General features: G+C 65.2%; 20 protein-coding genes. 7 read left to right on the top strand and 13 right to left on the bottom strand.

The genetic code is table 11. The annotated features are described in order from the left end of the window. Positions 1-42 precede the first annotated feature (42 nt). From J7E83_RS02585 to J7E83_RS02565, 5 genes are all read right to left on the bottom strand, one after another. Positions 43-3,600, bottom strand: coding sequence for a hypothetical protein (locus J7E83_RS02585; protein WP_214958873.1), 3,558 nt, complete (start codon positions 3,598-3,600; stop codon positions 43-45). Between the two features lie 93 nt (positions 3,601-3,693). Further along, complete coding sequence (locus tag J7E83_RS02580) at positions 3,694-4,167, bottom strand: hypothetical protein (RefSeq protein WP_311379565.1); 474 nt, start codon at positions 4,165-4,167, stop codon at positions 3,694-3,696. 388 nt (positions 4,168-4,555) lie between these two features. Beyond that, positions 4,556-5,305 carry a LamB/YcsF family protein gene (locus tag J7E83_RS02575; RefSeq protein WP_214958871.1) on the bottom strand — a complete coding sequence of 250 codons (750 nt, stop codon included), beginning with the start codon at positions 5,303-5,305 and terminating at the stop codon, positions 4,556-4,558. Next, positions 5,295-6,101: a hypothetical protein gene (locus J7E83_RS02570; protein ID WP_214958870.1), complete on the bottom strand. Its 807-nt coding sequence runs from the start codon at positions 6,099-6,101 to the stop codon at positions 5,295-5,297. The genes J7E83_RS02575 and J7E83_RS02570 overlap by 11 nt, the downstream gene beginning before the upstream one ends. Positions 6,102-6,194: 93 nt before the next feature. After that, positions 6,195-6,785 carry a hypothetical protein gene (locus J7E83_RS02565; protein ID WP_214958869.1) on the bottom strand — a complete coding sequence of 197 codons (591 nt, stop codon included), beginning with the start codon at positions 6,783-6,785 and terminating at the stop codon, positions 6,195-6,197. A 169-nt stretch (positions 6,786-6,954) separates the two neighbouring features. Here J7E83_RS02565 and J7E83_RS02560 point away from each other — a divergent pair, with 169 nt between their 5' ends. After that, positions 6,955-8,283, top strand: a complete 1,329-nt coding sequence (locus J7E83_RS02560) for an MFS transporter (protein WP_214958868.1) — start codon at positions 6,955-6,957, stop codon at positions 8,281-8,283. Between the two features lie 155 nt (positions 8,284-8,438). Here J7E83_RS02560 and J7E83_RS02555 read toward each other — a convergent pair whose 3' ends face one another. The 5 genes from J7E83_RS02555 to J7E83_RS02535 form a co-directional block, all read right to left on the bottom strand. Continuing rightward, the gene (locus tag J7E83_RS02555) at positions 8,439-9,005 is read right to left on the bottom strand and encodes an AAA family ATPase (RefSeq protein WP_214958867.1); all 567 of its coding nucleotides are present in this window, start codon (positions 9,003-9,005) and stop codon (positions 8,439-8,441) included. Between the two features lie 37 nt (positions 9,006-9,042). Beyond that, the gene (locus tag J7E83_RS02550) at positions 9,043-11,385 is read right to left on the bottom strand and encodes a glycoside hydrolase family 65 protein (RefSeq protein ID WP_214958866.1); all 2,343 of its coding nucleotides are present in this window, start codon (positions 11,383-11,385) and stop codon (positions 9,043-9,045) included. Between the two features lie 142 nt (positions 11,386-11,527). Continuing rightward, positions 11,528-12,262 carry an HAD family phosphatase gene (locus J7E83_RS02545; RefSeq protein ID WP_214958865.1) on the bottom strand — a complete coding sequence of 245 codons (735 nt, stop codon included), beginning with the start codon at positions 12,260-12,262 and terminating at the stop codon, positions 11,528-11,530. 397 nt (positions 12,263-12,659) lie between these two features. Further along, positions 12,660-13,277: an alpha/beta hydrolase gene (locus tag J7E83_RS02540; protein ID WP_214958864.1), complete on the bottom strand. Its 618-nt coding sequence runs from the start codon at positions 13,275-13,277 to the stop codon at positions 12,660-12,662. 9 nt (positions 13,278-13,286) lie between these two features. Further along, on the bottom strand, positions 13,287-13,748 hold the full coding sequence (locus tag J7E83_RS02535; protein WP_214958863.1) for a MarR family winged helix-turn-helix transcriptional regulator: 462 nt from the start codon (positions 13,746-13,748) through the stop codon (positions 13,287-13,289). Positions 13,749-13,856: 108 nt separating this feature from the next. On the opposite strand from J7E83_RS02535, the gene J7E83_RS02530 reads away from it, so the two are divergent. The 6 genes from J7E83_RS02530 (at position 13,857) to J7E83_RS02505 (ending at position 19,906) form a co-directional block, all read left to right on the top strand. Further along, positions 13,857-15,149 carry an NAD(P)/FAD-dependent oxidoreductase gene (locus J7E83_RS02530; RefSeq protein WP_214958862.1) on the top strand — a complete coding sequence of 431 codons (1,293 nt, stop codon included), beginning with the start codon at positions 13,857-13,859 and terminating at the stop codon, positions 15,147-15,149. An 83-nt stretch (positions 15,150-15,232) separates the two neighbouring features. Next, positions 15,233-15,490 (top strand): DUF6458 family protein, encoded by a 258-nt coding sequence (locus tag J7E83_RS02525; RefSeq protein ID WP_214958861.1) that lies wholly within the window; start codon positions 15,233-15,235, stop codon positions 15,488-15,490. A 226-nt stretch (positions 15,491-15,716) separates the two neighbouring features. Then, positions 15,717-16,523 (top strand): DeoR/GlpR family DNA-binding transcription regulator, encoded by an 807-nt coding sequence (locus J7E83_RS02520; protein WP_214958860.1) that lies wholly within the window; start codon positions 15,717-15,719, stop codon positions 16,521-16,523. Further along, positions 16,520-17,515 carry a 1-phosphofructokinase family hexose kinase gene (locus tag J7E83_RS02515; protein WP_214958859.1) on the top strand — a complete coding sequence of 332 codons (996 nt, stop codon included), beginning with the start codon at positions 16,520-16,522 and terminating at the stop codon, positions 17,513-17,515. Before J7E83_RS02520 ends, J7E83_RS02515 begins: the two co-directional genes overlap by 4 nt. A gap of 2 nt (positions 17,516-17,517) precedes the next feature. Beyond that, a complete protein-coding gene (locus J7E83_RS02510) occupies positions 17,518-19,560 on the top strand; it encodes a fructose-specific PTS transporter subunit EIIC (RefSeq protein WP_214958858.1) in 2,043 nt (680 codons plus the stop codon). A gap of 67 nt (positions 19,561-19,627) precedes the next feature. Beyond that, positions 19,628-19,906 carry an HPr family phosphocarrier protein gene (locus J7E83_RS02505; RefSeq protein ID WP_214958857.1) on the top strand — a complete coding sequence of 93 codons (279 nt, stop codon included), beginning with the start codon at positions 19,628-19,630 and terminating at the stop codon, positions 19,904-19,906. A gap of 101 nt (positions 19,907-20,007) precedes the next feature. Here J7E83_RS02505 and J7E83_RS02500 read toward each other — a convergent pair whose 3' ends face one another. From J7E83_RS02500 to J7E83_RS02490, 3 genes are all read right to left on the bottom strand, one after another. Beyond that, entirely contained in the window at positions 20,008-20,442 is a 435-nt protein-coding gene (locus J7E83_RS02500; protein WP_214958856.1) for an SRPBCC domain-containing protein, read from the bottom strand. A gap of 112 nt (positions 20,443-20,554) precedes the next feature. Continuing rightward, positions 20,555-23,047, bottom strand: coding sequence for a PEP/pyruvate-binding domain-containing protein (locus J7E83_RS02495; protein ID WP_214958855.1), 2,493 nt, complete (start codon positions 23,045-23,047; stop codon positions 20,555-20,557). A gap of 292 nt (positions 23,048-23,339) precedes the next feature. Continuing rightward, a complete protein-coding gene (locus J7E83_RS02490) occupies positions 23,340-24,437 on the bottom strand; it encodes a Ku protein (RefSeq protein ID WP_214958854.1) in 1,098 nt (365 codons plus the stop codon). Positions 24,438-24,456 lie beyond the last annotated feature (19 nt).

Genomic DNA, 24,456 nt, shown 5'->3' with positions numbered 1-24,456 from the left:
TGGTCTTGGAGTGATCGGATGTGGTGGCGTCGGCAGCCCCGGTTAGCTGATGGTGAACAAGTTGCTCCGTGCGGCGGTGAGCCCGCTGGAGGTTGCGTCCAGGGTGTAGCTTCCCCTTTTGTCGATTTTGCAACCGGTAAAGGCAGCCACACCGGAGACGGCGTTTATTGTGGTTGTGTTTGTGCAGGTCAGGTTTGCATTGCCGCCGGATCCCGTGATGCTCAGGGTGACTGCGGCGGCGCTGGTGGTAACCGTGTTCCCGCCGAGGTCCTGGACGGCCACTACGGGCTGGGTGGCGAACACGCTGTTGGCCGCGGCGCCGGAGGGCTGTGTGGTGAATGCGAGTTTGGCTGCCGGCCCGACTGTGATGGTGAAGCTGGTGCTGGCGGCCGCTGTGAGCGTGCCGGAGGTTGCCGTCAGGGTATAAGTGCCCGTCTTGTCGATTTTGCAGCCGCCGAAGGATGCCACGCCTGCTACCGCGGTCACGGGGTTTGTTGTGCAGGTCAGGGTCGCACCCGCCGGTGTAGTGATGCTCAGGGAGACGGAGTTGGTGCTGGTGGCGGTGTGGCCGCCGGCGTCCTGGATGGTCACGACAGGTTGGGTGATGAATGCGATCCCGCCCGTGGAGCCGGAGGGGCTGGTGGTGAAAGTAAGTTTTGTAGCAGGTCCGGCTGTGATGGTGAAGGTGCTGCTGACGCCGGTGCTCAGCCCGCTGGAGGTTGCGGTCAGGGTGTAGGTGCCAGGCTTGTCGATGCTGCAACCGGCAAAACCGGCCACACCGGAGGCTGCGGTCACGGGGTTTATTGTGCAGCTCAGGACGGCGCCGGCCGGGTTGGTGATGCTCAGTGTGACGGGCGCGGTGCTGGTGGTGGTGTTGCCGCCGGCGTCCTGGACGGCCACTACGGGCTGGGTGGCGAAGACAGTGCTGTATGTGGTGTTGGACGGGCTGGTGGTGAATACGGGTTTCGCGGCCGGTCCGACAGTTATGGTGAAGCTGGTGCTGGCCGTGGCCGTAAGGCTGCCCGACGTGGCGGTGAGGGTGTAGGTTCCGGTTTTGTTGATGTTGCAGCCGGCAAAGGTGGCCACGCCGGCGACGGCCGGCTTGGGGTTCGCCGTGCAGCTCAGGGCCGCACCGGCGGGGGTGGTGATGGTGAGGGTGACGGAAGCAGTGCTGGAGGTGGTGTTGCCGTTGACGTCCTGGACGGCCACCACGGGCTGCGTTGGGAAGGCCATGCCGCCCGTTGAGTCGGTGGGGCTTGTGGTGAAAGCGAGCTTGGTGGCCGTGCCGCCGGTGATGTTGAAGCTGGAGCTGACGCCTGCGGCGAGCGTTCCGGAGGTCGCCGTAAGGGTCCGGGTTCCGGTCTTGCTGATCTTGCAGCCCGGGAAGGACGCGATACCGGAAGAGGCGGATTTGGGGTTGGTGGTGCAGGTGAGGTTGGCTCCGCCGCTGGGTGCCGTGATTTTCAGCGTGATTGGAGCGGTGCTCGTGGTGATGGTGTTGCCACCGGCGTCCTGAACGGCCACCACGGGCTGGACGGCCAAGACCGTGTTGACCTGGGTGTCGGTCGGTGAGGTGGTGAATCCGAGTTTGGCGGCCGGGCCGATCGTGACGGTAATGCTGGTGCTGACAGCGTTGGTGAGGGAGCCGCTGGCCGCGGTCAGTGTGTAGGTGCCCGGCCTGTTGATGCTGCAGCCGGAAAACGCGCTGACACCCGAGATCGCGGTGACGGGGTTCGTGGTGCAGGTCAGCGCGGCGCCGCCGGGTGTGGTGATGCTGAGGGTGACGGGCGCGCTGCTGGTGGTGATGGTATTGCCGCCAGCGTCCTGGACGGCCACCACGGGCTGGGAGCTGAAGGCGATGCCGCCGGTGGAGCTGGTGGGCTGGGTGGTGAAGCAGAGTTTTGTAGCCGTTCCCAGGGACACGGTGAAGTTCACGCTGGTGGCCGTGAACCCGGCGCCGCTGGCGGTCAGAGTATACGTTCCGGCTTTGTTGATGCTGCACCCAGAGAAGGCCGAGATACCGCCGGCGGCGGTGACCGGGTTCGCAGCGCAGCTTAGGACCGCACCGGCCGGGGAACCGGTGATGCTGAGGGTGACAGGTGCGGTGCTGGCTGTCGTGTTGCCGCCGGCGTCCTGGATGGCCACCACGGGCTGGGTGAAAAAGGCTACGCCGCCGCTGGAGGCGGAGGGCTGGGTGGTGAATCCCAGCTTGGTGGCTGCGCCGGCGGCGATGACGGTGGTGTTGCTGAGTGTGTAGATGAGTCCGGTGGAGGTGGCGGTGAGTGTGTAGGTGCCGGTCTTGTCGATGCTGCAGCCATTAAAGGCGGCGACACCGTTGACAGCCACCACGGCGGAGGCGGTGCAGCTCAGGAACGCACCCGAACTTCCGGTGAGTGTCAGGTTCACGGTGGCACTGGAGGTGGTGACGGTGTTGCCGCCGTCGTCCTGGATGCTGACGGCGGGCTGGGTGGCGAACGGTGCGCTGCCGGTGGAGCCGGAGGGCTGGGTGGTGAAGGCCAGTCTGGTGGCCGGTCCGGTGGCGATGGTGACGCTGGTGCTGACGGTGGTGAAGCCGGCGCCGGTGGCGGTGAGGGTGTAGGTTCCGGCCTTGTTGACGCTGCAGCCGGTGAAAGCCGCGATTCCGGAGGCGGCCGTGACGGGATTCGTGGTGCACGCCAGGGCTGAGCCGGCCGGGGATCCCGTGATGCTCAGGGTGACGGCGCTGGTGCTGGTGGTCACGGTCCGTCCGGAGCTGTCCTGCACGGCTAAAACAGGCTGGGTCTCGAAGGCGGTGCCGCCGGAGGAGCTTGTGGGGTTGGTCGTGAAAGCGAGTTGGGCGGCCGGACCGGCAACCGTGAACGGCGCGCTGATGGCGCTGGTCAGCGGCGCAGAAGTGGCGGTCAGGGTGTAGCTGCCGGCGCCGGAGACGTTGCAGCCCGAAAAGCTCGCAACGCCGTTCACGGTGGCCGCCGATAGGCAGCCGCTGAGGGTCCCGCCTGAAATGGACAGGGTCACCTGGGTGGGCGCCTGTGTGGTGACGATGCTGCCGTTCACATCCGTGACGGCGACGGCGGGCTGGGTCGGCAGCGCAACGCCGGAGGTGGAGTTGGAAGGCTGGGTGATGAACACCAGCTTCGTTGGCGTGCCGGGGGGTGTGACCCCGACGCTGGTGCTCAGGGCACTGGGGGCTGTCCAAGTGCGGTAGACGGAGGTGACTGAGTACCGGTAGGTGCCAACCGGTACGGTGAGATCATCGCAGGAGAGGGCGGTAGTGGTGGCGGTCTTGCTGGTGCCGCAAGCCGCCCCGGTGGAGCCGTTGCCAGTCAGGGTGCGGGTGACGTAATAGCCGGTGGGCTTGGGTGTTCCCGTTGCCGCGGTCCAGCTCAGATGCACCGTTCCGGTACTGGTCGCCGGGACAATGACGTTCGTTGGCGGCTGCAGCGTGCCCATTGAGGAGGAACCGGTGCCGGACCCCGGACCGGTGGAGTACGAAAAGGCGGGCCCGGCTCCCGGTGCAAGCAGGGCCGCGAGGGCAAGGATGATGACGACTACGGCACGCTGCGCGCGCTCAAGCCCTCCTGCCACCTCCGCCGGTTCCACGAAATGCACCTCAGTCCTCCATCAACTGCGGATGGCCCAGGCCTGGCCACCGGTGGGCGGGCTCCGTGTAGAGACCCGCCGCTACCGGTTCCGCTAGTTCGACGTAAGCGTCAGTGTGACCGTGGCGCTCTTGCAGGCGTCCTGGTTGATGGCCGTGTCGGTGAAGGTCAGCGTCCCCGTACCGGCAAGGGCAAAGTTTGTGCTGCTTGCCGGCACTGTTGTGTTGGATGCGACGTTGGAGATGGTGAAGTCCGCCGGGAGGCACAACGGATCACTGGTGCTCACGACGTGACTGATCGTCCCGACCCGAAGACTGGAGGTGCCGGCGTTGTTCGCGGTGTAGGTCACCGAAACGCTGGCGCCGGGGGTGAGCCCAGACGCGAACGTGGCGTTCAGCACGACTGTACCGTTGGAAGCGGCGTTGGGAGCGGAAAAAGTGCCCCCGCCGGTAGTGGTCCAGAACGCATAGGCTCCACCGCCGATAATCAGGAAAGAAGCGGTCACGGCCGCGGTTGTCTTCTTGCTGAACTTGCGAACGAACTTTTTCTTTGGCGCGGTGTTTTCCACGGTGTTCCCCATCTGGTGTGAGACCAAGTCCGTGCGGGCATAAGATTTCCGAGAGATACCGTCACTTGCCCCCCACGAGCTGCGAACGGTTCTCCTCAGGAATGCCTCCACCCCAAGAGTATGGGTGGACTTAGGTGCACCTTAGCACCGGCGTCATAACAATGACAGGGCTGTAATATTCCACCGCCGCGGTCATCCTGCGTTAACATTCCCGTCCCGCTGACAAATCTGTCGCGTTAGACGCCGCAGACCGCGGCAAGCACGGAATCGGTCTTGGACTGACCTGCGGAAAGCCTTCACTCGAAAGGCGAAGACCCTGCGGAAATCCTTCGCTGAAAACAGGGAAAATTCTGCCGGAGACCGCCGTCCACGGCAGCTCCTACCGCCTCTAGGCGAAGGACTCCAGCTCCACGCCCGCCGCCTCGAGCCCAGCCCGGACACTGGCGGCCAGCTCAACAGCGCCTGGGGTGTCCCCATGGATGCACAGCGAATCCGGGCTGACCTGCACTACTGTCCCGTCCACTGCCACCACCTCCCCCTTCATGGCAAGGCGCACTGCCCGCTCAACAATCGAGTCGACGTCGTGCAGCACGGCACCTTCCTCTGAGCGCGGCACCAGAGTCCCGTCCGGCCGGTACGCGCGGTCCACAAAGGCCTCGACGAACACCGGGTGGCCGGCCTCCTTGGCCTGAATCAGGAGCTCCGAGCCCGGCAGTCCCAGGATCGGCAGGCCGGGGTCGTACGCCTGGATGGCGGCCACCACGGCGGAGGCCTGCTCGGCGTCGTGGACAAGACGGTTGTACAGCGCGCCGTGCGGTTTCACGTAGTCCACGGATGCACCCACGGCATGCGCCACGCCGTCGAGCGCGCCCAACTGGTACAGGACATCGCCGAAGAGTTCGTCGAAGGACATGTCCAGAGAGCGCCGGCCGAATCCGGCCAGGTCCCTGTAGCCCACATGGGCGCCGACGGTGACGTCCAACTCGAAGGCGGCACGGCAGCTGTCCAGCATGGTGACGGGATCGCCGGCGTGGAAGCCGCACGCCACATTCGCGCTGGTCACCAGTCGGAACATGGCGGCGTCATCTCCCATGTTCCAGGAGCCGAATGATTCCCCGAGGTCAGCGTTAAGGTCCAAGTTTTTTGCCTTCCAGCGTTTGGTTGTCCGGTGCGGCGGCGGTGGCCTTGAGCTCTCCCGGAATGGTGTCCGGCATGGGGCCGAAGGCTTCCCTGGCATTGCGGGCGACAGCCCGGCCCATCATGAGGTTGCCGGCACCGCCAACAACTGCCCCGATGCCGAACGGAAGCGCCCGGCCGAAGAATGCCGTGCCCTGGCGTTTAAGCAGGTTTCTGAGGAAGGCCTTCTGGATCTTGTGCCGGACGACGCCGAAACCGGAGACCGGCATTGACTTGGAAAGGGCGTTGCCCCACGCCTGGGTGGCGGTTGCCCCTTTGCCCGTGGCCTGGCCGCTCAGTGTGCCCAGCAACGCGGTTCCCTCCTCGCCCAGCATGATGGCCATGACCATCGTGCTGGCCTTTTCCGGGTTCGTCAGGCGGATGCCGTGGAGCTCGGCGAGCGATGTGGCATACAGGGCGGTCGCTTCAAGGAAGCCCACTGTTGCTACGGCAGACAGCCCCAGAGACGCGACGGTCCCGACACCTGGCACCACAGCGGTGGCACCGACGATCGCGCCGCCGCCGGTCACTGCCCGGAGGTAGTCGCGTTCGAGCGTGGCGGCGAGCTGCGCGGCGCTGGCCCGCGGATGCCTGCGCTGCAACCTGCGGATATTGGCCAGCACCAAGGGTCGCTGGATCTCCACTGCCCGGAGCAGCATGTTGTGGACTCCGGGTTTCGGCTTGCCGTCGGCGTCGAACACCGCGTTGTGGGCGGTTTCCTGTGCGATTCGTACTGCCGGATTCCTGCGCTTGGCCATGGTCACCTCTGCTTCTGTCCTGCTTCCGTCCACCGGCAGTTCCGGCTGCGGCCCCTGCCTTAACACTAAGGGTGCTTAACACTAGCCGGTCCCCTACATCACCCAGGATTCGGCCACCGCTATGTAGCCTGACGACGAGGGACCCCGCGGTCCCGGATAGACACTTGCGGCACCAGGCCACTCGACTCCGAACTCGGCCAGCCGGCCGCTGCTGCACGGCAGATAGACGTTGCTGAGGGCTGCCGAATTGGTCCCCAGCTTGAAGTCTGGAGAGGAAAAATGCCGCCGGTCCAGGATTCCGGAGAGTTCCATTTCGGCTTTGCGGCCGGTTGCGCGGAATCCGCGCTCCAGGTCCAGGCCGACGTCGAACTCGTCCTGGGTGTGCGTGATCCCGCCCAGTGGGAACCTGGCAGCCTCAGGGAAATACCGGGTCAGCTCGGTGGCCAGCGTGGCAGCGAAATATTCGTTGGTTCCGTAGCTTCGCCAGCCCTGCAGGGTGGCCACGAGCAAGACATTTCCGGCGCCCCAACGGGACCATTCCGCCATCCAGAACGATGCGAAGCAACTGGCCGCCTCCCCGGGGATCTGCGCGCCGTGGGCATCCACAGGGTGCAGCGCGAGGCCGGGATTCGCCCCTACGAAGGCCAGGCTGCGCCGCCACGATGCGGCCGGAATACTCTCCATGTTTCGAGCCTAGGCGTGATGGCGGAAATCCAGCGGTAGGCGTCGCCGCGTCCCCGGCAGGGCCCTTGGCCTTGCCGGCCCGGCCGGTGTCTGCCTGCCCGGCTCGTGGCCTGCCTGCGCCCCTGCAAATCCCATTCCCCCGCCAACTGTCCGAGCCTAGACTTACCCCATGCCCACACCCAAAGCCCTGCGGCCTTTTGCGCACCGTGAGTACCGGGTCCTGATCATGGCCTTGGCCATCTCTATTTTTGGGTCGGGGATGTGGGCTGTTGCCATGGTCTACCAGGTGATCCATCTCGGCGGAGGTCCGCTGGAGCTGTCCCTCGTGGCGACGGCGGGCAGCGCCGGCCTGGTGGCTTTTGTCCTCGCGGGCGGCATCGCCGCTGACCGGGTTCCGCAGCGGCTTCTGATCATCGCCGTGGAAGGCGCCAACCTGGCGGTGATTGCCAGCATCAGCGGGCTGGCCATGGCCGGGTGGCTACAGCTGTGGCATGTTGCCGTGGGCGCCTTTGTCCTCGGCGTCGGGGCAGCCTTCTTCTTCCCCGCTTACTCGGCGATCCTGCCACGCATCCTCCCGTCGGAGGATCTGCTGGCGGCCAACGGCATGGAAGGGACCATGCGCCCCATCCTCCAGCAGGCAGCCGGACCCGCCGTCGCCGGAATCCTGGTAGCCGCACTGTCGCCGTCTCATGCCGTGACCGGAGTAGCGGTCTGTCACCTGACGGCGTTCATCATCCTGAATTTCCTTGGCCGGCATTCACTGGAAGCCCCCGCTAATGGCGCCGAACAGGCCGGCCCAGCAAGGGTCGGAGAACCCGGCGAACAAGTCATCAGAGCCTCCTTGCTCCACGACCTCCGCGAAGGCATCAGCTACACGCTTCGCACACCCTGGCTCCTCTGGACCCTCGTGTGGGCCTGCATCTCGGTGCTGTTCCTGATCGGGCCCATTGAAGTGCTGCTGCCATTCGTGGTCCGCGACCAGCTGGCCGGCGATTCCCGCATGTTCGGCTTCCTACTGGCCATCATGGGTGTGGGCGGGGCCGTGGGATCGCTGGTGACCGCCTCCCTGAGGCTGCCGCGCCGGTACCTCACGGTGATGATGGTGTCCTGGGGTGTTGGCACCGTGCCGCTGGCCGCTGTCGGCATCATGGACAGCTTCTGGGCCGTCGCCGCCGCGCTATTTGTCTTCGGGGCCACCGGCAGTGTCGGCATGGTCATTTGGGGCACGCTGCTTCAGCGGCGCGTTCCCGCCCACCTCTTGGGCCGCGTTTCCAGCCTGGACTTCTTCGTGTCCCTCGCGCTCATGCCCGTCTCGATGGCGCTGGCAGGCCCGGCGGCCGAGGTACTCCCCGTCTGGCTGATTTTCCTGGTGGCGGGCGGGGTTTGCCCGGTCATGGCCGTGATCGCCATGATCGTCGCCCGGATGCCCGACGACGAATTGGCCCACCCCCTGGACAGGGCACCTGACGTAGAACGCGCGACGGCGGGAGGAGACTGACGCACCGTCGGGCCAGGCCACAGGGGGTCCTGAAACGGCTGAGGTCGGACCGCGGTCGGAACAGTCGATCCGCGGATCGAATTACTTGGGCGTTCAGCCCGGACTGCCGCGCGGCGTCTACTAAGGCGATGGGCGCGTCCGGCTCGAGCCGTTTTTCACATCCGAAACTCGAATTCGTCTGCAATCATCCGGGCAGTTTTTTCGGCTCGCAAATTCGTGTTGTCGATCTTCAGGAAGTTATCCCCAAGAAAAGAATCACCGTCCGAGTTCAGTTGGTATTTCTCATCGTTCTCCAACAAGAGCGCCCGAGAACCCTTGATGTCCCGCTTGGAAGCCTTGTGCGACAACCTGAATTCGGACTCGTTCCGCCTCAGCCGCTCCTCCAGATCGGCTTCCAGCTCAACGAAGTACACGTCCGCGCCCTTACCAGTGAATATGTCACAACTACGCTCTACGAATTCCCGATCGGAGTCGTGGTCGAGCGCCCAAACGTACGTGAAAATAAGTCCCGGAAGATCGCTCGCTGCAACTTCTTCGAACACGCGTTGGCGAAACTCGGAGACCAGGGTCTGGAACTGAGGGTCCCCGAAATCGAAGAAGTTCAGGACCAGCTCAATCGTCATATGGTTATGGAAAAGCCTAAAGCCCGTAATTTTCGAAAGTTCGTGCCCGACGCTCATTTTGCCTACAGCGGGCGGCCCAAATATGACTACGAACTTCATGATTTTTCTCTCGGCCTGACTCCGGGCGCCAGCGCGCTTACGCCCGGGCGCGTACTACGGGGATGCTCGCCGTCGGCGGGCCGCTGGGGAAGACAGTAGGCTCCGGAACCTGAACCGGGTCCAGTGCCACCTGGACGGCGTCCCCGCCCACACTGATCAGTTGCCCGCGGACGTCCACATCCAGCGGTTCACCGTTGCGGACGGTGAGGATGATGGAGCCGGCGTCGAGTTCGACGAGGAGCAGCCGGCCCTGGATCTTGAGGTGGAAGGACAACCCCTCCCACTCGGATGGCAGCCGCGGGTCGAAGAACGGGACCGGGCCCTGGTCGCGGAGACCTGCGAAGCCGCACACCAGCGAGCTCCACACACCCCCAGTGGAGGCGATATGCACGCCGTCGATGGTGTTCCCGTGAGTGTCATCCAGGTCGATGAACACGGCGTTGGTGAAGTGTTCCAGCGCCGCCTTGGGGTACCCCACCTCGGCGGCCATGATCCCCTGCACGCAAGCGGACAGGGTGGAGTCGCCGGTGGTGATGGGATCGTAGAAATCAAACGCCCGGCGCTTTTCCTCGGCCGTGAAGTCCTGCCACTGCAGGAACATGGCCAGCACGGTGTCGGCCTGCTTCAGGACCTGGTGCCGGTAGATCACCAGCGGGTGGTAGTGCAGCAGCAGGGGATACTTGGACCGGGGTGTGGTCCAGTCCCAGGGTTCCAGCGTCATGAAGTCGTTGTCCTGGGAGTGCACCTGCATGCGGTCGTCGAACGGAAGCTGCATCCGGGCGGCGGCGGCTTCCCACAGCTGCCGCTCGTCGTCGCTGATTTCAGCATGGTCCAGGGCAGCGGCCGCGCGCAGATTAAAGCGGGCCATGACGTTGGTGTACAGATTGTCATTGACGACGGCCGTGTACTCATCGGGCCCCGTGACGCCATGGATATGGAAAAGCCCATCCTTGCCGAAGAATCCCAGGGATATCCACATTCGCGCGGTTTCGATCAGCAGTTCCGCGCCCATGCCCTCGCTGAAGTCCCCGTCCCCGGTGGCCCACAAGTACCTGTTAGTGGCGAACGCGATGGCAGCGGCAATGTGGAACTGCGCGGTGCCGGCAGCGTAATAGGCACTCGCCTCCAGGCCGTTTATGGTGCGCCACGGGAAAAGCGCGCCGTTCACGCTGAGTTCCTTGGCACGGATCTTGGCGGCAGGGAGCATCTCGTGGCGGAACTCCAGGACCTGACGGGCGCCGTCCGGGTTGGTGTACGTCAGGTACGGCAGGAGATAGACCTCCTGGTCCCAGAAGTAGTGCCCCTCATAGCCCGAGCCACTCACACCCTTCGCAGGGATGCCGGCAACGTCCGCCCGTGCTGTCGCCTGGGCCAACTGGAACAGATTCCATCGAATGGCCTGCTGGAGTTCGGGGTGGCCGCCCACCACGATGTCCGACGTTGCCCAGTACTCGCGGTAGTGCGCCTCGCTTTCGGCAAAGACGTCCTGGACGGGACGGAGTCCGGCCGCGGCGGCTTCCGCAGCATCGTGGCCGGAGTCCTGCACGCCCCGGCCCGCGGCGTAGCTGACACTCTTTTCCAGCAGGAAGGGCTGGTCCGCCCCGACAGCCAGGACATAGCGGACGCTGCTGTCATCCTGGTCCACCAGGGTATCGAACGGCTGGAGCCCGGCTGACGTCCAGTGGTCCACAGCGAGTCCCACCATCTGCCTGGATTCCGCCGCTTCCCACGAAAGCCGAAGCGACCCGTCCCCGCCGTCGAGCCTCAACGGCAGCAGGACACGGCCGGCGTGGCGGCCGGCGCGGCGGGGATCATGCGAGGAGTGGTCCTCGACAGGCTGGTCCTGGCGGTTGATGACGGAGGATGTAACGTCGGCGGAGACATCCCGGTCCGCTGACACCTCGAGGGAAATGCCCAGGCTGCCGCGCGACGCGAAGCCTACGGCACGGCGCTCGGTAGTGGTCACCGTCGCGCCGGAACGGCACTGCCATGTGATGCGGCATTCATAGATCCCGGTCGAGAAATCAACAGAGCGCCGGTAGTCCAGCACCGCGGATTCCGCCAGGCTGAGCGTCTCGCCGTCGATGATCACTGTGAAGTTGTTCGCGTCGGGGACGTAGATGATCCGCTGTCCGGTGCGGGCGAAGCCGAAGGCGTTCTCGGCATGCTTGATGTCCCAGATTTCGTGCAACCCATTGATGAAGCTGCCTGGGAGGTCGGCGTCGGCAGCGGCCCAGTGCGCGCCACGGATGCCGAAGTGCCCGTTGCCCAGGGCAAACAGGGTCTCCAGGGTGCCGGCAGTGTCCGGCTCGTGGCGTGTTTCCACGAGCTGCCAAGGTGAGTTGGGGAACCGATCGCGGTCCGCGGTGATGAGAGCCATGGTGTTGGGGTCCTTTGGCATTGTGCTGTACAGCTGTGGGTAAGGCAGCTTGGGTGAGGCTGGAGAGATGAGGCTGGGCGTAACGAGGTTTCTGGGCTAGCGAGGGGTGGAGCGGATAAAGCGAACAGCCGGGGAGCTGGCGCTAGAGGAGTTCGTCGAGGTCCTTGACCACCAGCGTGGCTCCGGCATTCAGCAGCGTCTGCCTGCCGGCGCCGCGGTCCACCCCGATCACGGAGTGGAACTGGCCCGAATGTCCGGCCTGGACGCCGGATACGGCGTCCTCAACGACGATGCACTCCTCGGTGGGCAGATCCAGCAGCTGCGCGGCGTAGTCGTAGGTGGCCGGGCTGGGTTTGCCGGGCAGGCCTTCCGCGGCGGCCACCACGCCGTCCACCACGACGGGGAAATGTGCGCTCAGGCCGGCAGCCTTGAGCACCGCCGGCGCGTTCCGCGAGGAGGAGACGACGGCGACCTTCAGTCCCCTCGCCAGCGCTGCTTCGAGGAACCGCACAGAGCCCTCGAAAGGCTCCACGCCGGCGCTTACTATGTCATTGAAGATGCGGTTCTTCCGGTTGCCGAGCCCCTGCACCGTGGTGTTGGCGGGATCGTCGTCCACCGGGCCCTCATTGAGCACGATGCCGCGGGAAGCCAGGAAGTCCCGGACGCCGTCGAACCGCGGCTTGCCGTCGATGTGGTCGAAGTAGTCGCTTTCGCTGTACCGGGCCACCCCGGGATGGGATGAAAGGTAGCCCTCAAAGAGTTCCTGCCAGGCCTGCTCATGGACAGTCGCTGTGGGGGTCAGCACCCCGTCCAGGTCAAAAAGGATGGCAGAGGCGCCGTTCAAGGACGGGCTGGATGTTTCCAGAAGGTCAGTCATACGCGGTGCGTGTCCTTTCAGACGGGGGCAGCCTTGAGGGAAGGGTGCATGGAGGGGGCGGCTACGGCGTCCGCAGGATCAGCAAGCGCGGCGGGTGGGCGTGGGCGGAAATACCACGGCAGGCCAGAGGGCTGCTGATGAAAGTCTTCTTCCATCATGGGCGCCATCCCGTGCGCTGACAACCCGCCTGAACGGAAGCGGCGGCGCTGTGCGGACAGCAGCATGGGACCTCTGCACGCTTCCAGCCTTCCTTTCTGCCCAGCTCAAAGGCCGGTGGACCGGCCGAGGTTGAGTGTAAGCGCTTGCAAATTAGGCGCGCAACTGTTTTTTCAACCGGCGCGAGTGTGACGTAATTCTCGACATCAGACGAGGTTCGCCGACCAGCGCGGAAGAGGCCTCAGCCGAGAACGTAGTGGCGAAGGAAGGCGCTGACATCCACCATTTCGGCCTTGCACATGGCGTGTCCCATTCCCGGGTACGTCCTGGCCGTGAGCCGGGTATTCGCGTTTAGCCACTCCTCGGTGTACGCGATGGCCTCATCATTGATCACCATGTCTGCCTTGTCCCTTCCCCAGAAGAAGGGTGGCGGGGTTTCAAAGGATTCACTCAGGGCCAGCAGGTCATTCTCCAGCACGAAGCCGGACAAGCCCACAGTCGCTTCATAGTTCTTGGGATGCAGCCGCAGCAAGGTGCTGGCCATGGCCATCCCTTGCGAATATCCGAGCAGGCTTACACTGCTGTGCTGCCCCTTCACCGAACCGATCCAGGTATGGACTGCGTTGGTGGCAGTGATGACGTCCGCAAAATCGTTCACGAGGAAGTAGTCCAGCAGGAACCAGCCATAGTGGTCCCCGATGACCATGGGGGCACGCAGCGCCGCGCAGGTGAATTCTGAAGGCAGGTGGTCAAAAAGCCGCACCATCCGGGATTCGTCCGTGCCGTAGCCGTGCATCATGACCAGCAGGGGGGTCCCCGCACGTTCGTTCTCCGGTTTGGACCAGACCACAGTCTCCATCGGAACAGCCTATCCAGACCCCAGCCGCCCCGCCGCCGCCTGCTGGACCGCAGCCGCCTTCGAGGAGAAATCAGCGATGGTCCGCAGCTGCTCGTCGCTATAGCCCTCCAGCAGGGCTGCCAGTCCAGTCATGAAATCCGCAAAGTAGGGCGCCGCTGCGGCACCTTGGTCGCCCACCAGTTCGATCACGACCTTGCGCTTGTCCTCCCCATGCCGGACCCGGCGGGCCACGCCCTTGGCCTCCAGCCGCTGCATCAGGCCGGTCACCGACGCCGGGGCCAGGCCGGAATGCTCGCCGAACTCCCCGGCCGTCATCGGACCGAAGCGCATCAGAATATCGATCGCCTTACCCTCGGTGGCAGACAGACCCCGCAACTCGGAGAGCTTCGTGTGGAACATGACCGCCGCCGTTGACAATTCCCGTCCGGATTCATAGACGGCCTGAAGCAAGTCCTCACGCTGTTTCCGCATGCTCCGAGGCTAACAAACTATTTCGTGAAGCCGAAAGGATTGCGCTAGCGGCTTCTCCTGCATATATTTCTTTTAACCGAACGAAATATATATGGAAGCGAGAAGACCATGCTGCAATGCCTCGTCATCGGGTCCGGAGTATCCGGTCTGGCCACGGCCCTGTCGCTGCATAAGGCAGGGCACGCCGCCGTCGTTTTCGAAGCCTATGGCGGTCCGTCGGACGGCGTCGGCGGCTTCCTCACGCTCGCCGTCAACGGCTTCGATGCGCTGGAGACCCTGGGGCTGAAGGAGACGGCGGCAGAATTGGGGTTCAGTACGCCGCGGATGTCCATGTACCTGGGCAGTACGGGACGCCACCTGATCGACTTCGAGTACGGCGGCGCCCTCCCGGACGGGACGACGGCCCGCACGCTGACCCGCTCCGAGCTTTACGGCCTGCTCCGCACAGAGGCTTCCCGGCGGGGCATACGAATCGAATACGGCAAACGGCTCAGCACCGTGACGGAAACCCCCGACGGCGTCACGGCAGTTTTCGACGACGGCACCTCCACCGGGGGCGATCTCCTGATCGGTGCGGACGGGCTGCGCTCCGCCGTCAGGACGCTTATCGAACCCCGCTCTCCGTCGCCCCGCAGCATCCCGCTACTCAATACCGGCGGCATTGTTCCGGCCCCGTCGCTCCCCCCGGGCACGGCGGACACCGCGCCAGGGCAGATGAAGATGATCTTCGGTAAGCGCTGCTTCTACTGCTACATGCAGGACCCGGAAGGCCGGATCTGGTGGTTCGCCAATCCCCTGCAGCAGGCCACGGAGGACCCGTCACAGCTGGGCCCCGGAGAACTCAAGGACTGGCTGACTGGCCTGGTGGCAGCCGACAGGACTCCCATGGCCTCCATCATCAGCGCCACGCCGGACATCATCAGGCCGTACTCCACCTTCGACTTCCCCAGCATTCCCCGTTGGCACCGGGGCCGGATGGTCCTGGTGGGCGACGCCGCCCATGCCGCGTCCCCGTCGTCGGGCCAGGGCGCCTCGATGGCCATCGAGGACGCTGTAACGCTCGGCCGGGCGCTGCAGGGCGTCGATGCCAATGCCGCCAACGCCAATACCGTCGGAACCGGCACCATCGGGGCGGCGCTCATGCGGTACGAGGCCGAGCGTCGGGGGCGTGCCGAGGCAGTGGTGGAGTGGGGCCGGCGCAACGCGGCACCAAAAGTCCGCGGACAGTTCAAGCGGGTGTTCGAGGACCTGATCCTGAAAGCCGTATTCCGCTCACTGTCGCGCAAGGCGGCAAAGGACTTCGACTGGCTCTACCGGCACCACATCGACTGGGAGTCCAAGGACAGCGCCGGATTCGAAGCCCCGGTTCTGCCCCGCGCCGGGACAGGTGATGTAGCCTGACATTAGACAGCATGCTTACCAAGCTGTCCAGGAACGTCACTGGCACAACAGATCGGGCAGTCCGCACACTTTAGGAGCAAGTCATGAGAATCGGTTCCTCCATTTTCCTCATCGCACTCGGCGCCATCCTGGCCTGGGCAATCAGCCCCGGGCTCATCCCCTACGTAGACCAGGCACTGATCGGCTACATCCTCATGGCGGTAGGCGTTATCGGACTGATCGCCTCGCTCATCCTCGCCTCGCCGGGACGAAGCCGCAGGGTCAGTGAATCGCGCACCATGATGGACCCCAACACCGGCGAACGGATCACGCGGCACGAGAGCACCGACGGCGGGATCTAACACGGAGACACCACGACGGCACTTTTTCATTCATCCCGGAGCCGGGTCGACCAACAGTCGGCCCGGCTTCGGCGTTTGACGGCATCCGAAGAATCTTTGTTCTTGTGGTTTTCATTGACAAACCAACATGAACAAAGATAAAGTCAAGTAATTCAACATCATGTGATGCCAATCACCTGATGGACTCCCAAGACGGGATCGCCAGACTTTACGCAACGGAGGGTATGTGTTCGCCGAGGAGCGCCAACAGCAGATTGCCGAGCTTGTCGCCGGCAGCGGCCGGGTCAGTGTGACTCTCCTGGCCGAGCGCTTCCGCATCACCACCGAAACCGTCCGCCGGGATCTGGCCACACTGGAAACCGCAGGCACTGTCCGCCGTGTCCACGGCGGCGCCGTGGCAGCTGACCGCTTCAGCACCACCGAGGAAAGCATCAACGAACGGGCCGTCCAGCGCCCGGACCAGAAAATGCGCATCGCCCAGGCAGCCCTGGCCATCATCCCCCAGGCGTCATCGGGAAGCGTCCTGATCGATGCCGGCTCCACCACCGAAGTCCTCGCGGAGCTGCTGTCCCGCCGCGCCGCCGTCGATCCTTCCGCTTCAGTGGAACCCCGAACGGAACTCGTGGTGATCACGCACGCCATCCCCATCGCCGGAAAGCTGTCCAGCACCCCCGGAATTGCGCTCCAGATCCTGGGCGGCCGGGTCCGAGGCCTCACCCAGGCGGCTGTGGGACAGGCAACCGTGGACGCAGCACGACGGATCCGCCCCGACATCGCGTTCATCGGCACCAACGGCATCCACGCGAGCTTTGGCCTCAGCACTCCCGATCCTGAAGAAGCCGCCGTCAAGGCAGCCTTCGTCCAATCGGCCCGCCGCATCGTGGTGCTGGCCGATTCCTCCAAGCTGGACGCGGAAACCCTGGTCCAGTTCGCCTCCCTGAAAGATCTGGACACCTTGATTACAGATAAAGAGCCCAGCCCCGAACTGACAGCCGCCCTCACAGAGGCCGGCGTCGACGTGGTGATCGCATGATCGTCACACTCACCGCCAACCCCAGCCTTGACCGGACCGTGGCGCTGCCAGGACCGTTGGAACGCGGCGAAGTCCAGCGGGCCGTTTCCGTCAGCCAGGAGTCCGGGGGCAAAGGCGTAAACGTCTCCCGTGCCCTGGTGGCCTCCGGCCTGGAAACAGTCGCCGTGCTCCCCGGAGCTGACAGCGATCCTGTTCTGGCCGGACTGCACGACAGCAAAGTTCCGTTCGCTTCCCTGGCCATCGGCGAGCCGCTGCGCACCAACGTGGCCCTCACCGAACCCGGCGGCGTCACCACCAAGATCAACGAACCCGGTCCGGTCCTGAGCGAAGAACAGCAGGAAGCGCTGATCGCGCTGCTGCTGGACCGCTCGCGGGGCGCCAGCTGGGTGGTCCTGGCCGGCTCGCTGCCGCCAGGCTTCCCAGCCGATTTCTACGCCACCGTCACCCGGCGGCTGCGTACCCTCGACGGTGACGGCGGACCCCGTATCGCCGTCGACTCCTCCGGTGAACCCCTCGCCGCCGCCATCTCCGGCACTTCATCGGATGGCGTTTCGGGAAAACCGGACCTCCTCAAGCCCAACGCCGAAGAATTGGCGGAACTTGCTGCAGCAGCCGGCTTCGCCACGGCGTCCACCGCTGACGAACTTGAAGCGGATCCGGCGGCTGCAGCGGCAGCCGCCGCCGCCGTCGTGCGTTCCGGTGTGGGTGCTGTTCTGGCAACTCTCGGATCCAAGGGAGCTGTTCTGGTAACGGCCGACGGCGCGTGGCTGGCCACGCACCCGCCGGTCGCCGCGGTCAGTACTGTCGGCGCGGGCGATTCTTCGCTGGCCGGCTACCTGCTCGCTCACGGCCAGGGCGCCGCCCCGGCCGATTGCCTCCGTCAGGCTGTGGCACACGGTGCCGCAGCCGCCGCCCTGCCGGGTTCCACTGTCCCGGCAGTCCACCAAACCACCCCGGACGCCGTAACCATCACGGCCCTTCGAAAGGATTGACAGTGACTCAGCTCATCACCACCGAACTGGTCGAGCTCGACCAGAACCTGGGCAGCTCGCCCGAGGACGTGATCAGGCACCTGGCCAGCAAAGTAGCTGCCAGCGGCCGCGCCACCGAAGCGGAAGGCCTCTTCACGGACGCCTTTGCCCGAGAACAGAAGACGGCCACAGGGGTTCCGGGCGGCATTGCCATCCCGCACTGCCGCTCCACCGCCGTCACCGTGCCCACGCTGGCCATGGCCCGGCTTTCCGAGCCCGTTGACTTCGGCGCCAAGGACGGCCCGGCGGACCTCATCTTCTTCATTGCCGCTCCTGAAGGCGCGGACCAGGAGCACCTTAAGCTCCTCTCCAAGCTCGCCCGCTCCCTGATCAAGAAGGATTTCACAGGAGCCCTTCGCTCCGCTTCTTCGCGCGAGGAAATCGTGGAACTGGTGGACGGCGCGCTGGCGGACAAGCCGGCGTCGCACGCCGCCGGCGTGCCTGCGGACGCCGTGCCCGCTGCGGTTTCGCCGGACTCAGCACCGGCAGGCCGTGGTCCCAAGCGCCTGGTGGCCGTGACCGCCTGCCCCACCGGCATCGCCCACACCTACATGGCCGCGGACTCGCTCGTTGCTGCTGCCCAGGAAGCAGGCGTGGACCTGCAGGTTGAAACGCAAGGTTCCTCGGGCGCCAAGCCCCTTGACCCCGCGGTCATCGCCGCGGCCGACGCCGTCATCTTCGCCGTCGACGTGGACGTCCGTGGCAAGGAACGCTTCGCCGGCAAGCCCGTCATCAACGCACCAGTCAAGCGCGGCATCGACGAACCCGCCAAGATGGTGCAGGAAGCTCTCGCCGCCGCTGACAACCCGAACGCGCGCCGCGTCCCTCACTTCGGGGCAGAGGAACAGGCCGAGAACGCAGCCACCGAAAAGGGCGAGCACATCGGCCAGAAGCTGAAGAAGGCCCTGCTGACCGGCGTCAGCTACATGATCCCGTTCGTCGCCGGCGGCGGCCTCCTGATCGCGTTGGGCTTCCTGCTGGCCGGTTTCGACATCGCCCTGGGAACAAAAGCCAACGACATCCTGGCCAACAACACGCTGTTCAACCTGCCCGACGGCAACCTCGCCCTGTACTTGGGCACGGTGATGTTCAAGATCGGCGCCCTGTCCATGGGCTTCCTGGTTCCTGCCCTGGCCGGCTACATCGCGTATGCCATAGCCGACCGTCCCGGCATCGCGCCAGGTTTCGTTGCCGGTGCCGTATCCGGCTTCATGGGTGCCGGCTTCCTCGGCGGCATCGTCGGCGGCCTGCTGGCAGGCTACATTGCGCATCTGATCGGCACGTGGTCCGTTCCGCGCTGGCTGCGCGGCCTGATGCCGGTAGTGATCATTCCGCTGCTCGCCTCCATCGTGGCGTCCGGCCTGATGTTCCTGATCCTCGGCGGACCTATCGCAGCCCTCACCACCGGCCTCAATGGCTGGCTCTCAGGCATGAGCGGAGCATCCGCGATCGTCCTCGGCATCATCCTTGGCCTCATGATGTGCTTCGACCTCGGTGGCCCGGTCAACAAGGTCGCCTACGCCTTCGCCGTCGCAGGTCTCGGTGCGGGAAGCGCCACCAACCAGGCGCCGTGGCAGATCATGGCAACCGTCATGGCTGCCGGCATGGTCCCGCCACTTGCAATGGCCCTGGCTACCGTCCTGGACAAGAAGGTCTTCAGCCTGGCTGAGCGCGAGAACGGCAAGGCAGCGTGGCTGCTGGGGGCATCCTTCATCTCCGAAGGCGCCATTCCGTTCGCGGCAGCAGACCCGTTGCGCGTCATCCCCGCCAGCATGCTGGGCGGCGCCCTGACCGGCGCCCTCACCATGGCCACGGGCGTCACCTCCCAGGCACCTCACGGCGGCATCTTCGTCTTCTTCGCCATCGGCAACCTGCTGATGTTCGTCGTCGCCATCCTGGCCGGCACCGTGGTCAGCGCGTTGGCCGTCATTGCCCTCAAGCGCTCGGCCGCCGCCAAGGCCGCCAGGACCGCTGCTACCGTGGAACCCGTTCCCGCAACGGTCTGACCCGCCTCACCCACTACCTATCCACGGCGCTGAACCAACAGCCAGCCGAAAGACAAAAGGAGCAAAAATGTCAGAACGCACCGCAACCGTCGCCAGCCGCGTGGGTCTTCACGCCCGCCCTGCCGCCATCTTTGCCGAGGCCGCCGGCGAGTTCGATCTGGACATCACCATCGCCCGGGAAGGCGAGCCGGCCGATGAAGCGATGGATGCCGCCAGCATCCTGTCCCTTATGAGCCTGGGAGCATCCCACGGCGACGTTGTGGTGCTCCGCGCCGAGGGCACCGGAGCGGACGTTGCCCTGGAGCGCCTGGTCCAGATCCTGGAAACGGATCACGACGCCGAATAGGGCCTACTGCCCACGGCCGCCGTCGTGCCCCACCCGTTCAGGGGACGGGTGCGACGGCGGCCGTTGGTGCTTAAGTTGGTGTTTGGGGCGCGCCAGCCCTTTTAGTGGGCCCGCTCGGCGATTCCCTTGACGTCGGCCACGAGCATGTCCCACATGCCCTGTGAGTGTTGGGCAGCCTGTTCGCTGGCGTTGTTGTCCTGCGACAGTGTGAGGCGTGTTTTCCCGCCTTCGTCCTCGAGGATCCAGGTCAGCGTGTGGTAGTTCTCGGGCGTGTCTTCCTCGCCGCCCAAGGGGCTGAAATGGGTGTGGACCAGACGCTGCCCGGGTACTAACTCCAGGATCTTTCCCTTGTCCTGGTACTCCTTTCCCTCCCACTCGCCGCGCCATAGCATTGGCCCGCCCACGGTCCACTCCGTCACCAGCTCGGCGCCAAACATGAATTCCTTGACGGCCGCCGGGTCGGTGATCACGTCCCAGACGCGGTCCGATGGGGCGTCGATGCTGACGGTTGAGGTCGCCACGTACTGTCCTGCCACGGAACTCTCCTTCGGGCTGTGTGGGCGGGCCATCCGCCTGCCACCGAGACTACTCCGGGGGAAGACGTGGGCCTAGCTCCAGAACCCGCCGCTGCTGCTAGGTCCAGGGTTGTCACGGCGCCGTACCAACCACGACGGCGGTGACCCGTCCCAGGCTTCCGTCCACCATCACGCTTTGCCCATCCACCAGGCTGGTGGTCCCGTAGCCGGTGCCCATCACGGCGGGAATTCCGTACTCACGGGCGACGATCGCGGCATGGGAGCCGATCCCGCCCGCATCCACCACCACGGCGGCGGCCCGCTGGAACAAAGGGGTCCAGGACGGATTGGTATACGGGCAGACCAGGATCTCGCCGCTGCGGAGCAACCCAAACTCCTCCGGACCGCGGATGATCCTTACCATTCCCGTAGCTTGGCCCCGGCTGGCCGGCATGCCGGATACCAGCACCCCTGGTGTCCGGCGTACTCGGGTGAACAATGCAGTGGGCTCCAACAGCGGGATCCCCTCCAGCTCCTTCCGCTTGGCTGCCCTGGCCAGCACCAGGCTGCGGTACTGCTCCCGCTCAGCGGGAGGGAGCGAGCCGCCGTCGAGCATTGAAGACAGTTCTTCGAGGCGCAGGTGGTTGACCTCCATTGGATTGGCGAGCACACCGGCCTCGCACAGCCGCCGGCCCAAATCCAGCAGCGCGCGGCGCAGCGGCGGCAGCACCATGGTGGCGTAGAAGTGGCTGTCCTCGCGGAACGCCATGCCAGCCTTGGCTGCCTCGACGGCGGTCAACAGGTGCCGACGCACGGCTGCCAAACGCATGGCCGGATGCTTCAGCACGTCCGCGAGCGCTCCGCCGGTCTGGTCGGCGGCCGGGCGCCGGTCGCCCATCATCGAGGTGATGAGCCCAAGCACCACCTCGGGGGCGTCGGACCAGGTCGGCGCGCTGCTCAGCACCACACTCACCGTTTCGCGGTGCCCGTACTCGGCCAGGAACGCCTTGAAAGCGGAGTGGAAGTCCTCAAACTCCTGGCCGTGTTCCAGCCGAGCCAGCAGTTCGCCTGGTGCCAGGCCGGTGAAAGCCCGCGCCAGGGCGGCATCTGACAGGACCCGATCGCCCAGAGCCTCCAGGGCCTTGTTGGCCTGGCTGGTGCGGGTTTCTGCGCCTGCGATGAGTGCCGACGCGAGGTTCCGCCTGCCCAACAGCAGAAGCATAAGGCGCAGCTTCAGCTGGGGCACAAACGCCCCCGGAAGGTAGGAGATCCTCAGCTCAGTGATCCCGCGCATAGTGGCGAAGGCGTCTTCAACGAGGCCGATCACGCCCTGCCACGGCAGGGAGCGCGGGTCCTGTTCGCCGAGCCGGCCCACGTTCTCCAGAAAAGCCGTGAACCTGTTGTCCTGGGTCCACCGGGCAGGGTTGTACCGGCGGACCCGCCGTGCCACGGAGACCGGTGCACCCAGCGTGCGCAGCGTGGGGCGGGGAACCGGTGGCACCAGCCGGATCACCACGCCGTCCTCTTCGGGCAGCAGCTTCTCCACCGGTGGAAAGACGACACCTACACTGCCGGCCATGCCGTGAAGCATCGCGAGGATCCCTCGCTGCATCCAGCCGGACACGTCCAGCGGATAGGGGCGCTCCTGGAACATCTCCACGAAGAAAGGACCTACCAGCCGCTGGAACCGGTTGAGCCGCAGCGGCTGCGGGGGCAGGGCTGTCATGGGCCGCGCCTGAAGCAGAAACACGCGGCCGCCTGCGAGCGCCCATTCCATGTCCTGGGGCCGGCCGAAATGATCCTGGACCCGCAATGCCAGCCGAGCCAGTTCCGCCAACTGTCCGCTGCTCAGCCCTGGGCTGGAACTGGCCATTCCGGGGCTATCCTCCGTTCCGCCGCCGGCGCCCGCCCGGATCACCACCTCGTGGCCACCGGCTGTGAAGGCACGTGTCCGCCCGCTGGCGTCCAGCACATAGTGTTCGGGTGTAACCCGTCCAGAAACCACAGCCTCGCCCAGGCCGGGGCTGGAATCGATCACAATTTCTCCGCGTTCACCGGTCACCGGGTTGGCGCTGAACATGACTCCAGCGGTATCGGCCGGCACCATCTCCTGGACGACGACGGCGATGGCCACCTGGCGCGGGTCGATCCCCTGCCTCTGCCGGTAGGCGATAGCCCTGTCCGTCCATAATGAGGCCCAGCAATCGACCACTGCCCCCAGCACTGCCGCCTCGCCGACAACATTCAGATACGTGTCCTGCTGCCCGGCGAACGCGGCACCGGGCAGGTCTTCGGCCGTAGCACTGGACCGCACCGCCACCGGGCCACTGCCAAGGGCGGCATAGGCCGCGGCGATGTCAGCGCAGATGTGCTCAGGGAGAGCCGCTGCGGTGAACAGTGCCCTGATCATTGCTCCTGCCGCTCCCGCTTCCAGTAATCGGGCCAGTTCCGCGGCCAATCCCGATTCCTCCAGCATCGCGGCATAGGCTCCGGTGGTGACGACGAAGCCCGCCGGAACCGGGAGCCCCCCGCGTACCAGTTCGCCAAGGTTGGCGCCCTTGCCGCCGGCCGAGGCGAGGTCAGAGGCCCCGAAGTCGGCCAGCGCGCCTGTTGTTTTCTCCTTCACTTGGACGCTCCTCCGACGTTCTGTGGTCCCACGTTCCCTACAAGCTAAGCCACCGCTTCGGTGGAAGCAACGAGGCTCCGCGCGGCACAGCACCGGTGATCCATACGGACCCGGCAATCCTTGTTTTCACGCGGTGCCGGAATTAGCGTGGAACCCTGACCTGACGTCAGCACCGTAGAGCGGTTTAAGGGAGGACGACATGCCGGCCAAGAAGAAGAGCGACCTTATCTCCGCCCTCCGGAACTCCTAGGCGGCGGCCATTACCGGACCAGCCGCGGGACCGCGAACCGGCTCAGGCACCCTTGCGTGCCCGGGTGGTGGACGCCTTGGCGGACGCGGCAGGCGCAGACTTCGCTGCGGGCTTACGGGTGGTGGACTTGGCCGCAGTGGACTTCGCAGTAGTGGACTTCGCGGGGGTGGACTTGGTGGTGGCTGCGGTTTTTGCAGCCGGCTTGGTGCCGGCCTTACTTCCGGCCGCCGGCTTCGACGCGGAGCTCTTGGCTGCGGCAGTCTTGGCCGGCGTCTTGGCAGCCCGAGTTCCGGACGTGGCAGGTGCCTCGGCGTCAGTATCGTCGGCGTCAGCAGAGGCCTCTCCCGAAGCAGCGCCACGCTTCCGGTCCAGGCTGCGTTTCAGCGCCTCCATGAGGTCGATCACCTCTCCCTTGCCGCCCTCGCCGGACTCGACTCCGAAGGTTTCCTCGGTGTCCAGCGAGTCGCCCTTCTCCAGCTTGGCGTCGATGAGCTGGCGAAGCTGGACCTGGTATTCATCGGTGAAGTGGTCGGGTTCGAAATCATCGGCCATGGAGTCCACCAGGGCGGCGGACATTTCGCGCTCCTGGGGCGATATCCGGATGGATGCATCAAGGGCAGGGAAGTTCGCCTCGCGCACCTCGTCAGACCAGAGCAGGGACTGCAGCACCAGCACGTCACCCCTGATCCGCAGTGCGCCCAGCCTGGTCTTCTCCCGCAGCGCGAACTGGACGATGGCCACCCGGTCCGTATCCTCGAGCGCACGCCGCAGCAGCACGTAAGCCTTGGGAGATTTGGAATCCGGCTCCAGGTAGTAGCTCTTCTCGAAGGTCATCGGATCCAGCTGCTCGGACGGCACAAATTGGACCACTTCGATCTCGTGGCTGTTCTCCGCCGGGATGGACTTGAGTTCCTCCTTGGACAGAACCACCGTCCTGCCTTCGTCCTCGTAGGCCTTCTCGATGTCCGAATAGTCGATGACTTTGCTGCACACCTCGCAGCGGCGCTGGTACCTGATCCGGCCGCCGTCGGCGTTGTGGACCTGATGGAGGCTGATGTCGTGGTCCTCGGTGGCGCTGTAGACCTTAACCGGCACGTTGACCAGGCCGAACGCGATGGCACCTTTCCAGATGGCTCTCATCCCTCAAGTGAACATCAGA

Source organism: Arthrobacter sp. ISL-48 (genome assembly GCF_018613805.1).
Classification (GTDB): Bacteria; Actinomycetota; Actinomycetes; order Actinomycetales; family Micrococcaceae; genus Arthrobacter.
The sequence above is the reverse complement of the archived record's forward strand: the minus strand, read 5'-3'. Positions and strand labels throughout refer to the sequence as shown.